This is a genomic window from Corynebacterium meridianum (assembly GCF_016342265.1).
GTDB classification, from domain to species: domain Bacteria; phylum Actinomycetota; class Actinomycetes; order Mycobacteriales; family Mycobacteriaceae; genus Corynebacterium; species Corynebacterium meridianum.
The window spans coordinates 222115-237506 of the sequence record NZ_JAEIOS010000009.1 but is presented as its reverse complement, the minus strand read 5'-3'; the positions used below and the strand labels follow the sequence as shown (position 1 = coordinate 237506).

Annotated in this window: 13 protein-coding genes and 1 pseudogene; 10 read left to right on the top strand and 4 right to left on the bottom strand. The window is 62.6% G+C overall.

Annotation, left to right across the window (positions count from 1 at the left end):
- The first annotated feature begins 166 nt into the window (after window positions 1–166).
- Complete coding sequence (locus JDV75_RS01100) at window positions 167–988, top strand: hypothetical protein (protein WP_198737411.1); 822 nt, start codon at window positions 167–169, stop codon at window positions 986–988.
- 27 nt (window positions 989–1015) lie between these two features.
- Here JDV75_RS01100 and JDV75_RS01095 read toward each other — a convergent pair whose 3' ends face one another.
- A complete protein-coding gene (locus JDV75_RS01095; RefSeq protein ID WP_198737410.1) occupies window positions 1016–1585 on the bottom strand; it encodes a hypothetical protein in 570 nt (189 codons plus the stop codon).
- A gap of 135 nt (window positions 1586–1720) precedes the next feature.
- Here JDV75_RS01095 and JDV75_RS01090 point away from each other — a divergent pair, with 135 nt between their 5' ends.
- The 9 genes and pseudogenes from JDV75_RS01090 (at window position 1721) to JDV75_RS01050 (ending at window position 11850) form a co-directional block, all read left to right on the top strand.
- The gene (locus tag JDV75_RS01090) at window positions 1721–2953 is read left to right on the top strand and encodes an MFS transporter (RefSeq protein ID WP_232958081.1); all 1233 of its coding nucleotides are present in this window, start codon (window positions 1721–1723) and stop codon (window positions 2951–2953) included.
- A 649-nt stretch (window positions 2954–3602) separates the two neighbouring features.
- Window positions 3603–4076, top strand: a complete 474-nt coding sequence (locus tag JDV75_RS11850; protein WP_198737408.1) for a hydantoinase/oxoprolinase N-terminal domain-containing protein — start codon at window positions 3603–3605, stop codon at window positions 4074–4076.
- Window positions 4073–5040 (top strand): annotated as a pseudogene (locus tag JDV75_RS01080) (acetyl-CoA C-acyltransferase). Before JDV75_RS11850 ends, JDV75_RS01080 begins: the two are co-directional and overlap by 4 nt.
- Before the next feature lie 192 nt (window positions 5041–5232).
- Window positions 5233–5577, top strand: coding sequence for a hypothetical protein (locus JDV75_RS01075; protein WP_198737407.1), 345 nt, complete (start codon window positions 5233–5235; stop codon window positions 5575–5577).
- Between the two features lie 661 nt (window positions 5578–6238).
- Complete coding sequence (locus tag JDV75_RS01070) at window positions 6239–8584, top strand: DEAD/DEAH box helicase (protein ID WP_198737406.1); 2346 nt, start codon at window positions 6239–6241, stop codon at window positions 8582–8584.
- Window positions 8585–8856: 272 nt separating this feature from the next.
- Entirely contained in the window at window positions 8857–9195 is a 339-nt protein-coding gene (locus tag JDV75_RS01065; RefSeq protein ID WP_198737405.1) for a hypothetical protein, read from the top strand.
- 56 nt (window positions 9196–9251) lie between these two features.
- A complete protein-coding gene (locus tag JDV75_RS01060) occupies window positions 9252–10283 on the top strand; it encodes a hypothetical protein (protein WP_198737404.1) in 1032 nt (343 codons plus the stop codon).
- Window positions 10270–11097 carry a hypothetical protein gene (locus JDV75_RS01055; RefSeq protein ID WP_198737403.1) on the top strand — a complete coding sequence of 276 codons (828 nt, stop codon included), beginning with the start codon at window positions 10270–10272 and terminating at the stop codon, window positions 11095–11097. The genes JDV75_RS01060 and JDV75_RS01055 overlap by 14 nt, the downstream gene beginning before the upstream one ends.
- Before the next feature lie 258 nt (window positions 11098–11355).
- Window positions 11356–11850: a hypothetical protein gene (locus JDV75_RS01050; protein WP_198737402.1), complete on the top strand. Its 495-nt coding sequence runs from the start codon at window positions 11356–11358 to the stop codon at window positions 11848–11850.
- Between the two features lie 129 nt (window positions 11851–11979).
- Here JDV75_RS01050 and JDV75_RS01045 read toward each other — a convergent pair whose 3' ends face one another.
- From JDV75_RS01045 to putP, 3 genes are all read right to left on the bottom strand, one after another.
- Window positions 11980–12480 carry a DUF2269 domain-containing protein gene (locus JDV75_RS01045; protein ID WP_198737654.1) on the bottom strand — a complete coding sequence of 167 codons (501 nt, stop codon included), beginning with the start codon at window positions 12478–12480 and terminating at the stop codon, window positions 11980–11982.
- 92 nt (window positions 12481–12572) lie between these two features.
- Window positions 12573–13274, bottom strand: a complete 702-nt coding sequence (locus JDV75_RS01040) for an HNH endonuclease family protein (RefSeq protein ID WP_198737401.1) — start codon at window positions 13272–13274, stop codon at window positions 12573–12575.
- A 114-nt stretch (window positions 13275–13388) separates the two neighbouring features.
- Window positions 13389–14966: a sodium/proline symporter PutP gene (putP, locus tag JDV75_RS01035; RefSeq protein ID WP_198737400.1), complete on the bottom strand. Its 1578-nt coding sequence runs from the start codon at window positions 14964–14966 to the stop codon at window positions 13389–13391.
- Window positions 14967–15392: the final 426 nt, after the last annotated feature.

Genomic DNA, 15392 nt, shown 5'->3' with positions numbered 1-15392 from the left:
GAGGATTCACCGGTGAGGGCCGGACGGGGGCCATCACCGTGCCGGGCGTCGCGGCACTAGGCTGTCAGGTGTCCCGGTGCAGGCACCGGGAGAAGGGTGCCGGATATGCCGGGTTCCCGCCGACTCACCGACACGACCTCCAGCCACCGGAAGGGTGCACCACGACATGAGTTTCTATGAGGATCTTGCTGCCGCCCTGGATGCCGAGGGTATCGAATCCCGCGTCAACGACGACACCCTGTTCGTTCCGATCTCCTCGGGTGTCGAGATTCAGTTCGACGTGACCAATGAGCTGCTCCCCGCAGCGAACATCTACATTGCCGCGGCTCCCGAACCTGGTGACGGTGAGACGATCCCGGATGCCGATGAGGAGGAGTTCGAGGCGGTCCTGGTTTCAGCGGTGTTCTCCGTTGATGCGGCGGTCGACGCAGTCCTCGATCACATGGCCACCGACGCTATCGTGGATCTGGTCGACGAGCTGGTCACGGACCCGGACGGCCGTTTCGGTGATCTCCAGTTCACGGCCGTCGAGGGGGAGCCGATCATGGTCCGGTCCCCGGCGGCAGACAACTCTGAGCTCGACATCGTCATAGACATCGTGGACGGGGAACCGACGGCGACCGTCACCCTCACCACGTTCGACCCCGATCTCGAATCACTCCTGGACGACCAGCTGAACGGCGTGGATTCTCCGGTGGATGACGAGGTCATCGAGGAACTCATCGCGTGCTTCCTCGCTGAAGGCCTGATCCTCCCCGAGCAGACGATGGGACTCGGCACCTACACCGACTTCAGCCGACTGCTCACGGTGATGCCGTTCATCGCCGAGCACGTCGCCGAGTGGGAGGAGGACCTCACCAACACCGCCGACGACTATGACGCCCTCTTCGGTGACATCGGTGAGAACTGGTCCCTCGAAGATGACGGGGATGACCTCGAGGACTTCGACCTGGACGGCGACGACTCGGAGGGGAAGTCGATCCGGTAGGAACGGTCTCGGGACACGGGCCGGACGTCATGCAGCGTAGGGATGTCCGTCGAAGATCCGGTCCGGAGCGGGAATCGGGAGGAATGACCGTTCGACCAGCCAACAGAAGGTGGGGGCCGGTTCGCCCGTCAACTCGAGCACACAGTCCCCGCTATCCGGTCCGGCGATGGCGGTCGCCCACGCCTCCGCAAGTGCCGGTTCGATCCGCTCACCGGTCGGAGATGTCAGACGCAGTGTGACGAGATACGCGGGGGAACGGGCTATCCCCTCGGCGAGTAACCGGGTGCGGACCGGTTCCCCCACGAGATACCGCTGCAGCGTGACCTTCATACGCGGGTATCGCCCGAGTTCGGGTATCGCGGCAGAAGGTGGGCGCCAGGTCGCCGACGGCCGTGCGAGGGAACGGGGATGCCGCATCATCGAGTGCACCACGGCCAGCTGCGGTGCGAACCGGTTGCGTACCGTGGCGTCGGATGACTCAATCATCGGCACAGTTCCCGGTCCGCTTCCCAGCTCATCCCGGGTTCCTCTGGGGCGCGCCTCGGGAATGGTGGAGCGACGACGGGAGATGACGGCCGGTTTCTTCGGTGTGAACATGACCCGAATCTAAGACCGGCGGTGGACACCCTCCGCGAGTTGCAGAACATATGTTCTAATACGTGGAAAGTGGCCGTCCGTTCACGTTGGGGCGGGCCCGACTGTGCCCTGACATGCGTGCGGGGTTAGCCTGAACTGGTGGCTCGAGACAAGACGGACCGGCAGTCGGTGAGGACACCCATTCCACAGGAGATCTGGGTACTGGTCTCGGCGGCATTCGTGATCGCGGTGGGATTCGGACTCATCGCCCCGATCCTCCCGCAGTTCGCCCGGAGCTTCGGGGTGTCCATGGCCGCCGCGGGCCTGGTTGTCTCCGTGTTCGCCGGGTCCAGGCTCTTCTTCGCCCCGGTGTCGGGAAGGCTCGTCGACCTCATCGGATCTCGCCGGGTCTATCTCACCGGCCTCATCACCGTCGCGGTGACCACCAGCCTGATCGCCTTCGCACAGGAGTACTGGCACATCGTCGTGCTCAGGGCCGTCGGTGGTATCGGTTCGACGATGTTCACCGTCTCCGCCATGGGGCTGATCGTCAGGATCTCCCCACCGGAGATCCGCGGGCGCTCTTCCTCGGTGTACGCCACCGCCTTCCTCACCGGCTCGATCATCGGACCCGTGATCGGGGCGGCCCTGTCCGTGCTGGGAATGCGGATCCCGTTCCTCATCTACGGCGCCGCGCTGTTTCTCGCGTCCTTCATCGTGTGGTGGAAGCTCAGCGCCGCGAAGATCTACGGGTACGACCATGACACCTCGGCGCCGCCGATGAGGTTCGCGGACGCGATCGGCGACTCCGCCTATCGGAGTGCGCTGGTCGGAGGCTTCGCCAACGGATGGGCGAACCTCGGTGTCCGGGTTGCGCTGCTCCCGCTTTTCGCCGCAGCCGCATTCCACACCGGGGGAGCGGTGGCGGGGGTCGCCCTGGCGGCCTTCGCCGTCGGCAACGCCTCCGCGCTCCAGGTCTCGGGCCGTCTCGCCGACCGGATCGGCAGGAAGCCGCTGATCATCACGGGACTCGTCGTCAACGCACTGTTCACGGCGGCGATCGGTCTGACATCCGTGCCGTGGACGCTGCTGGCGGTTTCCGTCGGCGCAGGCGCCGGTGCGGGGTTGTTCCTCCCGTCGCAGCAGGCGACGCTGGCGGACATCATCGGAAACCACCGGTCGGGTGGGAAGGTCCTCGCGAACTTCCAGATGGCGCAGGATCTCGGGGCGATCACGGGGCCCGTCATCGTCGGGGCACTGGCGGATGCGTTCGGGTATCGCGCGGCGTTCGCCGCGTGTGGTGCGGTGAGCCTGCTGGCGGCGACTGCGTGGTTCTGGGGCAGGGAGACCCTGGATGCTCGGCGGTCCGTCAGTCCCGTCCGGACCTGACCGTCAACCGCGGGGTGCCGGCGCGTGCCCCGTCTGAATCCGGTACCTGATTCCGTCCGGTTTCTCCGGGGGGGGGGGGGGGCGATCGAATGTGCCGGTCGAATTTCATCTGTTCAAGAGATTCCGTAATTCCGGGAAAAGTGGTCGTTTACCCCTCGTGAATTCAATTACGTTGATACGTCCCCCTTTTGGAATTAATTTAAGCCGGCCCCACTATCGGGTATTTTATTCATTCCGACCCGTACTTTTCGATATTTTTGGATCAAATCTAGTTCTGCCCAACCGGATACCCGGAATGTCTCGAAGGTCCGGTTCGTCCCTCCGGTCGCTGCCCGTCGGACGGTCCTGCATCTCCCCGGCGGTGCCCCCTCCGTAGAAGTGCCAGTTCGGCACATTTTCCGGCGGGCGGGTGGGTAGGGTTTTCCTCGTGAGGCTCGGCGGGGAGCATTTCGGCGACAGGGTGATGACCGCTTGCATAGCCCCCTTCCCACCCCCGTGAATTCGTGTGACCTGCGTCCCAATGGGTGAATTATCAATTTATGTGACCTGTCTCACCAAACGGTTTAATGGGTGTTACAGTTTTGGTACCGGTAACTCCTGAGTTCCTGGAATGTCGCGGCCTTTGTTAAAAGGCGCGTGAGGAGGACATATGAAACACCTCATTAACATCGATAACGGTGGAACCCTGACAGATGTCTGTGTATGGGACGGGGATCAGTTTTCATTCACGAAGACACTGACCACTCCATTCGACCTGTCAGAGTGCCTGTTCGAGGGGATCGCCAAGGCGTCCGCGAATCTGTATGACGAGCGGGATCTCGTCCGGCTGCTCCACGAGGCGGAACACATCCGCTACTCCACCACACAGGGGACCAACGCCCTCGTCGAACGGAAGGGGCGTCCCAAACTGAAGCGGGAATTCTCCCTGCCGCTAACCGGAACACAGGTCGTCGACAGAGTCATCACGGACCTCGCGGTGTTCGACATCACCGAACGTGAAGGAATGGTCCTCCGGGAACTCGCGCCGGGCGTCAGCCTCGCGGAGATCGAGGAATCCACCGAAGCAGCATTCACCGTCCGCAATGACGATGGAGCGCCCCGAATCGAAGGAGCGACACCATGAAACCCGAGGCCGTCATCGTGGGCGCCGCCCGCACACCGCAGGGAAAACTACTCGGAAGCCTGAAGGACGTCCCCGCGGTTGAACTGGGGGAATCGCCATCAGAGCCGCCGTTGAACGATCAGGGGTGAATCCGGGACACATCGACCAGGTCATCGTGGGACAGACGATCCAGGCCGGTTCCGGCCAGGTCCCGGCACGTCAGGCCGCGATGCTGTTCGACGGGCTCCGGGACCCGTACACCGGGGAGACCATGGGTGCTCTAACGGAGAAAGGCAACGGGGACCGCGGCATCACCCGTGAGCAGCAGGACGCCATCGCGGAGCTCAGCAACCGCCGTGTCCACGAGGCACAGAAGGAGGGGAGGTTCCGCGACGAGATCGCCCCGGTGACTGTTCCGCAACGGAAGGGTGAACCCGTGGTCGTGGACACCGATGAGGGGATCCGGCCGGACACCACCCTGGAGAGTCTCGGGAAAACTCCGTCCGGCATTCGACCGGTACGGAACGATCACCGCGGGCAACTCGTCCCAGATCTCGGACGGTGCAGCGACACTCGTCGTGGTCAGCCGCGCGTACGCGGAACAGCACGGACTGCACGTGCTGGCCACGATCGAGGGCTCGGGAAGCATCGGGGGACCGGACCACTACCTCCATTCCAAACCCGCCGACGCCCTGAAGAAAGCTCTGGCGGACAGCAGGATACGGCTAAAGGACGTCGACTTCGTCGAGATCAACGAGGCCTTCGCCGCCGTGGTCGTGCAATCCCTGCGAGACCTGGACCTGGACATGGGGAGGTGCAATCCCAACGGAGGCGCGATCGCTCTGGGACACCCCTCGGTGCCTCCGGCGCCCGCGTCCTGGTGACCGCGGTGCACGAACTCATCAGGCGCGGAAGCGGCACCGCAGCGGTGAGCCTCTGTGGTGCGGGTGGTCAGGGCCAGGCGATGGTGATCAGTCGGTACTGAAACATCCGCAGTAGGGCGCCGCATTGTGAACTTCAGAAGTGCTTTAAATTCTCCCTAGTGAAGCGGGTTGTTTCAGTGTTGCAATAGATCATTTCCTATGTTTTCTTTCATTATATTGCTCGCGTGTAGGTCTCCTTGTTTCCATGGGGAGGGTTGTTCGGTGTGTTCGGTTCTATCTAGTATTCTGGGGTTATGAACCGTGCACCTAACTGGACCTATGAAGAAATCGCTGTCGTGGCAGCCCTTTTGTATCGTTCAAATTGGAAGTATCTTGATCCGAAGTCGGATGAAGTTTGCTACCTGTCTAGAGTGTTAAACAATGCTAGTATTCACCCTTTGGAGGTGCGGGGCGACAAGTTTCGAAATCCTAGCGGAGTTGCGAGGAAAATGGTAAATCTTTATGCCTGTTACCCTGAATATACTGGGGCTCCGAGCCATGGAGGAAAGACCGATCGTATTGTCGTTGAGGAGCTTCTTGAGGATCCAGAGTCCTTTTTGGAGAAAGCGGATGAGATATTGAATAGTCTTATAAATTAGAACTGGTAGAGTTTTAATCATGGGGCTATCTAAATAATCGGAAACTGCTTTTTCTCCTCACTTCTAGATATTTTTAAGTGATGTCTTATTGTTGGGGTTTTGTCAATGTGGAATAACTTTAGGTGTGAACTCTATTTAGAGTACAATCACCCGGTGTAGAACTCGGTGATTTGAATTAGCTGACGCTGGTGAAAGAGGTGGGGTGTGGTTTCTAGCACGAGGTTGCTTCATTCCATCGATGCCGAGTCGCGTCAAGTTTAACTGCGGATTGGCCAACCGAGGCCTTCGCGCGTACCGTGGTGGGGTACTGCTTTTCACCAGCCGGCATCCCCGGTGCTGGTACACCTGATCCGGTCGAAGGCCAGTAGGGCCTCGCCGGATCGACGGGATGCTGGCTGTGTCGTGTCCGCGGGATCCGTCGTCAGTCGCCAGGAGCTGACTGTGGCGGATTCTCCCGCGTAGACACCATCTCCCATCGACGAGTCAGACGCCCCGACAGGGGCTGTCTGTTAGATGCGGACCGGCAAGGCTCAGGTGTGGCGAGCAGGACACGGCAGCCCGGGACGTCAGTCCCGGGTACCGCCGGTCGGTGCGGCCCCAAGGCATGTGCCGATACCAAAACAAGAAAAATGTGTGCCGCGCGAACAGCGTGCGGAATGACATGAGCAGCGCGAAACATGAAGTCGCGCAGAAGAATGAGGATGGCGCAGTGAACGCCCAGAACGACAACAATGTGAATACCACCGGTGATGCGGATGAGATCATCACCCTGGATGACGTGGTCAACGCAGGTGCCGAGAACGGCATCCCCGAGCAGAACACCGAGACCCCCGACAGTGGGACCGCCACAGTGACGGTCGCCAGCGATGAGGACATCACCTCCGTTACCAGGGCCCCCGCCGAGGCGACCGCCCCCGCACAGGCCTCCGAAGAAGCACCCGAGGCCACCGAGCCCGCCGCTGAGAAGCCGGAATCCTCCCCGGAGAAGGCCCCGGAGCCGAAGGTCGAGGAGAAGGAAGAGAACGGTTTCGACGGACTCGGACTCCCCGAACGCACCCTCGAGGCCGTTCGCAAGATCGGTTACGAATCCCCCTCGCCGATCCAGACCCAGACGATCCCGCTCCTCATGGAGGGAAGGGACGTCGTCGGACTGGCACAGACCGGTACCGGCAAGACCGCCGCGTTCGCACTGCCCATCCTCTCTCGCATCGATCCGTCGGTGAAGGCCCCCCAGGCACTCGTCCTCGCGCCGACCCGTGAGCTCGCACTCCAGGTCGCCGACGCATTCCAGGGATTCGCCGATCACATCGGAGGCCGAATCAACATCCTGCCGATCTACGGCGGCCAGGCCTACGGCGTACAGCTCGGCGGACTGCGCCGCGGTGCCCAGATTGTCGTCGGTACCCCGGGCCGCGTCATCGACCACCTGCAGAAGGGTTCGCTGGACATCTCCGGTCTGCGTTACCTCGTGCTCGACGAGGCCGACGAGATGCTGAATATGGGTTTCCAGGAGGACGTCGAGACGATTCTCGCCGACACTCCCGCTGAGAAGCAGGTGGCCCTGTTCTCCGCGACGATGCCCAACGGTATCCGGCGAATCTCGAAGCAGTACCTCAACGACCCGGCGGAAATCACCGTCAAGTCGAAGACCCGTACCAACACCAACATCACCCAGCGCTACCTCTCGGTCGCGCACCGCAACAAGATCGACGCTCTGACCCGCATTCTCGAGGTTACCGAGATCGAGGCCATGATCGTGTTCGTGCGCACCAAGCACGAGACCGAAGAGGTCGCCGAGAAGCTGCGCGCCCGGGGATTCTCCGCCGCCGCCATCAACGGTGACATCGCCCAGGCTCAGCGCGAGCGTACCGTCGACCAGCTCAAGGATGGCCGTCTCGACATCCTCGTCGCGACCGATGTCGCCGCCCGTGGCCTCGACGTCGACCGCATCAGCCATGTCCTCAACTTCGACATCCCGCACGACACAGAGAGCTACGTCCACCGCATCGGCCGCACCGGCCGTGCGGGCCGTTCCGGTGAGGCGATCCTGTTCGTCACCCCCCGTGAGCGCCGCATGCTGAAGTCCATCGAGCGTGCCACCAACGCTCCGCTCAATGAGATGGAACTGCCCAGTGTGGAGGAGGTCAACGACTCCCGCAAGGCGAAGTTTGCGGACTCCATCACCACCGCACTCGAGGACAAGCAGGTCAATCTGTTCCGGCATCTGGTCAAGGCCTACTCCGAGGAGCACGACGTGCCGCTCGAGGACGTGGCCGCGGCACTGGCCACCCAGGCCCAGGCCGGCAACGAGTTCCTGCTCAAGGAGCAGCCCAAGCGGGAACGTGAGCGCTTCGACCGCGATCGTGACCGCGGTGACCGTCCCGACCGTGGGGGCCGTTTCGATCGTGGCGACCGTCCGGACCGGGGCGACCGTGGCGGAAATGCCCGCTTCGACCGGAGCGACAAGAATCTCTCCGTCTACCGCGTCGCGGTCGGCAAGCGTCAGCATGTGCGCCCGGGGGCCATCGTCGGTGCTCTCGCCAACGAAGGTGGACTGACGTCCCAGGACGTCGGTCGTATCACCATCAATGTCGACCACACCCTCGTCGAGTTGCCCAAGGACCTGCCCCGCGAGGTCTGGGACAAGCTCTCTGATACCCGCATCTCCGGTCAGCTCATCCACCTCGAGCACACTCCGGACGCCCCGATCGGGCGTCAGTCCGGGGGCGGTGGATTCCGCGGTGGTGACCGTGATGATCGTGGTGGTCGTGGCGGTGGATTCCGCGGTGGTGACCGTGATGATCGTGGTGGTCGTGGCGGTGGATTCCGCAGTGGTGACCGTGATGATCGTGGCGGTCGCGGTGGTTTCCGTGGTGGACGCGGTGGTGACCGTGATGATCGTGGCGGACGTGGCGGTTTCCGCGGCGCTGACCGTGATGATCGTGGTGGCCGCGGTGGTTTCCGCGGCGCTGACCGCAACAATGACCGCGGTGGATGGCGCAGCTAGGCCCCACCGGTTTTTCGCCCGCCGTCCTCTCGAGGATACGTCGGGTAGCTGACCCCCTGATCGTGCTCACACTCAATCTGAGCTGGTCAGGGGGTTCGTGTGTGTTCAGCCACCGTGTTCCCCTCGGTAAAAAGGGAGGCCTAGACTAAAACATGCTGGTTTAAATGTGGGTAAAACCTGAAACAATCATGAGATGGTCTGCGGTTTCCTGGGGGGTCTTCGCGTCCACGGATTGCCCTTTCCGTCGGAGGCAACAGGGAAACCCGGACACGATGAGCTCAAGATCCAGAGCTCTGCCGCGCACCGCGGTGGCGGTTCTCGCAGCACTCACCATTGTCTGCCCACTGGCCTCGGCCATCGGCGTCAGTGTCGCCGCGGCGGACGTCAATTCACCCATCGGTCTTGAACCCACCCCGGGGAAGCAGCAGTCCTACCCGGACGACCACCCCGCACTCGCGTGGGGTATCGGCTCCTCATTCGTCAACTATGTCGACGGACACCAGCCGCAGCACGTTCTCGATGGAGCCCGTTTCCTCAACGGATCGGTCCAGTGGCTCTACATATCTACGTCGACGCTGGCCGACGGGCGGATCCAGGTGCAGTACCGCTGAACAGCCAGTTTCATGAAATATTGCCCGCAGGACGGAACCGGCTACGTGCGGGGTCAGTGCGACCTCGACCTGACATTCGCGGACCCCGCATCGTATTCGACCCGGTTTCCGGGGAAGGCGAGCTGCACATCAACCGGCACACCAAGCAGTGCAACGGTGGCTGGTTCGGACCGGAGGAAGTGCTGGTCGGTGACCTCAACCTCGGTGCCGGACGTTTCAACAGCGAAGACGGGGTGGTGACCTGGTACCACGTCACCGCAACTCTGACGGGGGGAGGGAAACACCGCATTCTCAAACTTCCACACCCCGGGCGGCAATCTCGCCCCCTGAACTTCAGCTACCCGGGCACATTCAACGGGGGAGTTGAGGGGCCCGCCTACCGTGCCACCAGCGACGCCATCACGGATATCCCCGGGGAGAATGCGGTCAGCGTTTTCGAGCACAGCTCCGGAGCCGTGATCGTCGTCGCGAATCACGACGATACCGGTCATGTAGAGGAATACTCAGCGGACCTCAAGACACGTCTGTTCAGTGAGGAGATCCCCAGTCGTGTCAGCTCTGACGCCGCATGGGGCGGGCAGACTGACAGTCTCTACTACGCCGGGTCCGATGACCACTCTGTCCACAAGGTCGCGGTGACCGGCTCCGGGTTGTCCGGTGACATGGTCGTCGCTACCGTTCCCGATACCTCGACCATCACAGTGGACGGCGAATTCCGGGACGTGGGGAACATAATCACCGGTGCCGCATTCGGGGAAGATTCCGGAGTTCTCGGCGTTCTGTACACGGCCGGCCGCCAGCACGGCGAATTCATCTCCGTCGACCGCACAGGAGACCTGAAGAACCGGGAGCTGCCCCGGGCCTCCGATGTGATCGGCAAGGAACTGGACGACGACTACACCGCGTACCTGTACGGGGAGGCGTACAACTCGGGGTACCGTACCGGTCTCAGGGCACTTCCGGACGGAACCTTCATCCACGTGAGAGACGGAAACCATGCGTACGAGGATGAGGAGTGTCAGCGGCGGCCTACCTGTCCACATCAATCCCGCCAATGGCACCGTGACCCCGGTCATGGACATGGTTGACCTGCAGAATGAGATCCACGGAATTCACCTCGGATCCGACAGTGTCAGGGGAGTCTCTGTGCGTGGTGACCTGATCGCCATCTGGAACAACATCTCCTGGACAGAAAGTCCTGAGCCACAGAGCGATCAGGCACGACTCCTGATTGCGTTCTACCGGTACAACGAGGCCGACACGACCTTCGCCCGCCTCTGTGCGGGAGTTGTCGGGGACAAATTCGATGAGTATGCCGGTGTCGGCTTCCCCACCGATGGTGACGCCGTCGTGGCCTCCGGACGCTCCGGCGAGATCGCGATCGTGGAACCCGCCTCGGATGGACTCGACGGGGTCAGTGATCAGATCGGCTACAGTCGACACGTGAAAAACACCCGTTTCCCCTTCACCGAGGGAATCAGGGAGTTCTCTGACGGATCGCTCTATATCGTCGACCGCCCACAGGACGCTGTCGGAAAGAAGTTCTTCGTCGGTCTCGTACGGATGTCACCGACTTCAGCCACCAGTCAGCAGGATTCCGATATGGATCCGGTCCATATGGATTACACCGCTCCTGTGCAGGAAGAAACGACCGAAACCCCGGAGTTGACTGAGACGCAGTCCCCGGAGCCGACGGAAGCTCCGGAACCGACTGAGATTCAGTCGCCGGAACCGACCAAACCACCGAATCCGGGGCCGACCGAGAGTGAAACTCCCGGGTCGGTGGCATCCCCGAAGTCGCTGCCCCTGAGCATTCTCGGTATCGGCGCTCTGCTGGCCCTGATCGCGGCAATCTTCCACTTCATCACGCATCCGATGCAGATTCCGCAGTTGCCGCACTAGACACCGCGTGGTTGGCCCACACAAGCGAGCCCGGTACTCGGGAACCGACAGCTGGTACGTTCCGATGACGGAATCGGATCAGCTAACGAAAGAGCGGTGAAAGTGGATAGGATCACCAGGAGCCTAGCTTTCCCGAGTGCCGCGTAAAGTAGCTCCCAGTACTCCGGCCCACCTCAGGTGTCATCCCGGAAGATCCATGCTCTCGTACGGCACCCGGCTACCCCGGCCCGGTGCCCCGACCCCCGGAAAGTACCATCCATGCATATTTCGTTCCGTCGCTCAGTTACTCGATCGGGTATCGCGGCCGCGACTGCCCTGTCCATGTCTGCGGTTCTCCTCGCACCGGTCTCCGTTGCCGAGGAAACCGGTGCCGTTCCCGTTGTCGTAGCGGTCGGGGCCACCGGGGAGAACCGGGACGCCGCAGTCGTGGAAAACGGAGAACGCCCCGCCGCCCCGCTGGCGCGGGTGGTTCCTCCGGAGGACTACACCCCGCCGAAACCGGCAGGTTCCGCAGCCCAGCTCTCCTCGGGTTTCAATGTCCTGAACAGCACCGAGTCGCTGTCCGGTAAGAGCATCAGCCTGAGTACGTCGCTGGGAACCACCGGCATCATCGGATTCGGGTGGCTGTTCGTGCTCGCCCTCATCATCGCCCGACAGGCCAACGTCCTCCCCACGCCGTTGGTTGATTTCTCCCCGTCCGCGGATGCCCTGCAGGGATTGTCCTCCCGGATTCTTCCACCGCCCGCCCGCTGACCTCCGCTTCCGTCCCGGAACGGGATCAGCTTAGGGCTGGAACATGGGAAAACCCGCTCTGACCCGGCGCAAAGCCGGGTGGGCGGGTCTTTTCGTGTGCTCCTGTGCCCCTGGGGCGCGGTCGTGGACTCAGATCATCATCAAGATAGCGACGATGAACCACAGGAGGGAGAAGATGCCACCGAACATCGAGAGCTTCTTCGTGATGGTGGCCCAGTCGACGGCGGTTGCCGTGGTGTCCGCGGTTGTCCCGACGTTCAGCGCTGCGGCGGGATCATCATCGTCCGTGGCGATCCCGAGATCGGCCATCAGCACCTTCTGACGGGGGATGATCAGGAAAAACAGGATTCCCCAGGCGATGACGGACAGGAGGATCGATGCGTGGAAGCGGCCGTCCTTCAGGAACGCCGTATCGGTGAAGAACAGCCCGAGACCGAGCAGGGGAACGAGAAGTGACAGGAAACCGTAGGTTTTGGTGATGCGGTGCAGCGTCGCCGCGGAACCCACCGCGTGCTTGTCACCGTCATGGGCGACGCGGGCACGGCCCTGGAACATGGAGACGGCGATGGTCACCGGGCCCAGGAAAACGATTGCTGCCAGCACATGCAGAATGCTGATGAGATTGTCCACGTCGGGGATCGGCCTCTCGAAGATCGGGGAAAAGAAGGTCACCGAACACCATAACCCGGCGAGCGGTGACCGGGGCAAAGCGTGGGGTTGAATCAACGGAGCGCATCGGCCAGCCCCGCGAGGAGGCACTGTCGTCGCATCGTCTTCGCGTCGTCGACCGTGATGGGCAACCGGTAGTCGCGCGCCACCGCCGCCAACCGGCGCACGTACCAGCAGCGGGCCCAACGATCGCTGGGCATCCAGATAGCCGGGAGGGAATCGGACTTCGCCCGGTTCTGTCGGGCAGTGACGACGACGAGATTCCCGGGGTCATTCGCGAACCGGATCCGTGTTCCCCGGTCCCATTCGGAGGCTCCCATGTCCCATGCCGCGGCGAGCGGATAGATGTGGTCGACCTCTATGCGCTGGTCCGGATCCGGGTGATCGGTGGTCATCATCCGTCCGGAGTACGGATCGCGTCCGGGTCCGGCATGCACGGTGCAGTCGGGGGTGACGATCGCGTCCGGGAGTTCGGACGCCAGCATCACCTCGTGTGTCGTGCATGTCAAAGTACCGATGTTCGCCGCATCCCAGCCGGTACCGAAGCTGTTGCGCTGGTAGTCGGGGTGTTCGGTCCTGTTCTCGACGCGGGCGATGAGTGGAAGCGTCTCCGACAGTGGCGGTGGAGGTGCCTGCCCCGGTGGGATACGGCCCGTCGTCGGGGCGAGGGTGTACACCCCGAGCAGCAGGGTCGACGAAATGAGAATGTTGACGATCCACTTCGGAGGTCGTGGTACGGCTGCGGTGTCGGTCATGGAGGTTCCGACCCGCTGTGGACGGTGTCTGGTTCCGTCGGGCAGCGGTGAGCCCGTCCCACCGTGACGGTGGGACGGGCTACCGTGCGTGCTTCAGAGGAGGACGGTGGCCGGTTAGATCTCGCCCTTGGCGGCCTTGGCCTGGACCTCTTCCACGGCGAGCTCGGGGTTCTCGTCCGCGAGCTTCGAGAGGCGTGCGGCCTCGTCGAACTCCTCGGTGACGTCGCGGGCCGGGGGAGCGGTCATCAGGGATACGGCGATCATGACGATGGTCGCGAGGAAGAATCCGGGAACCATCTCGTAGAGGACATCGCCGAGCGGGGACTGGCCCCAGATGAACGAGACGAGTGCACCGGTGGCCATGCCGGCGATGGCGCCGGGCGTGTTGAGGCGGCGCCAGTAGAGCGACGCGATCACGACGGGACCGAATGCGGAGCCGAAGCCGGCCCAGGCGAAGCCGACGAGACCGAGGATCGAAGCGTTCGGGTTCCACGCCAGGATCGCGGCGATCGTGGCGACAGCGACGACCGCGGTCCGGGAGTAGTACACGAGCTTCTGGTTGGTCATCGGGCGCTTGTGGAACAGGCGCAGCAGATCCTCGATGAGAGCGGAGGACGTGACCAGCAGCTGCGAGGAGATGGTCGACATGATGGCGGCCAGCACGGCGGTGAGCACCAGGCCGGCGATCAGCGGGTGGAACAGGATGCGGGCCATGTCGAGGAAGATCGTCTCGTAGGAGTCACGGTCGGTGATCGCGATGTTCGGGTCCTGACCGAAGAACGAGGTGCCGATCAGGGCGACAGCCGCCGCGCCGATGACGCAGAGCAGCATCCAGCCGATGCCGATGCGACGGCCGGCCTTGGCCTCCTTCGGGGAGCTGAGCGCCATGAACCGGACGATGATGTGCGGCTGCCCGAAGTAGCCGAAGCCCCAGGCGAGATTGCCGACGATGGCGGCGAAGGAGACGCCGGAGATCATCGAGAAGTAGTGGGTGTTGACCTCCCCGTCGGTCCAGGGACCGTATTCCTTTGTGGTGGCCCAGGTGAAGATCGAGCCGGGGTCGTTCATCACGAACAGTGCCATCACCGGGACGATGAGGAGAGCGGCGAACATGATCATGCCCTGCACGGCGTCGGTGTAGCAGACGGCGAGGAAGCCGCCGATGACGGTGTAGATGACGGTGACGATGGCCACGACGAGGAGACCGGTGCTGTAGTCGCCGTCGAAGGTCGCCTGGAAGTACTTGCCACCGGCGACCATGCCCGCGGAGACGTAGAAGGTGAAGAACACCAGGATGATGACGGAGCAGATGATGCGCAGCGTGTGGGAGGTGTCGCGCAGCCGGTTCTCGACGAAGGACGGGATCGTGATCGAGTTGTTCGCGACCTCCGTGTAGCTGCGTAGGCGTGGGGCGACCCAGAACCAGTTGGCCCAGCAACCTATGAGGAGTCCGATGGCGATCCACAACTCCGAGAAGCCGGTGACGAACAGAGCTCCCGGGAGGCCCATGAGAAGCCATCCGGACATGTCCGAGGCGCCTGCGGAGAGCGCGGCTACGAACGGGTTCAGGCCACGTCCGGCCAGAACGTAGTCGTCGTATTCATCGGTCTGGCCGAAGCCCCAGAAGCCGATGGCGAGCATGACGAGCATGTATATGACAATGGCTATGACGAACCAGGTCTGTTCGGCCATTTGTCCTCCTAGTTTGCTTGATGGCGGTGTGTGCGATGGCTACCGTCTCGTGCAGTGAGGTCTCGTTGTGGGGGTGTCCGTGTGCCGCTCGGGGGACACCCCGGTCGTGAGACAAGCCTTAACGACGGTTTCACACGAGCTTAGAGGTGGCAACCTGGAGTGGGTCGGCGGGCAAAAGCAATTGCCGTGGATCTGGTGGGCGATTGGCGTTCCGGCATCGTGGAAACCCGAGGTGAGCTCGTTTTTTGCGACCGTGGTCCCCGCTTGTGTCGACGGTGGGTCCGGCCGCCCCGCGTCGGTGCCCGGTTTGGGGGTGGTCGAAAAACCGGGCCGTCCCGACCGGCGGGAGCGTCCGGGATGAGCGGTTGTCGAACATCCGTTCACCTCGCATGGGTGACCCGTCCGGAGGCGGTGGTAGAAAAGACA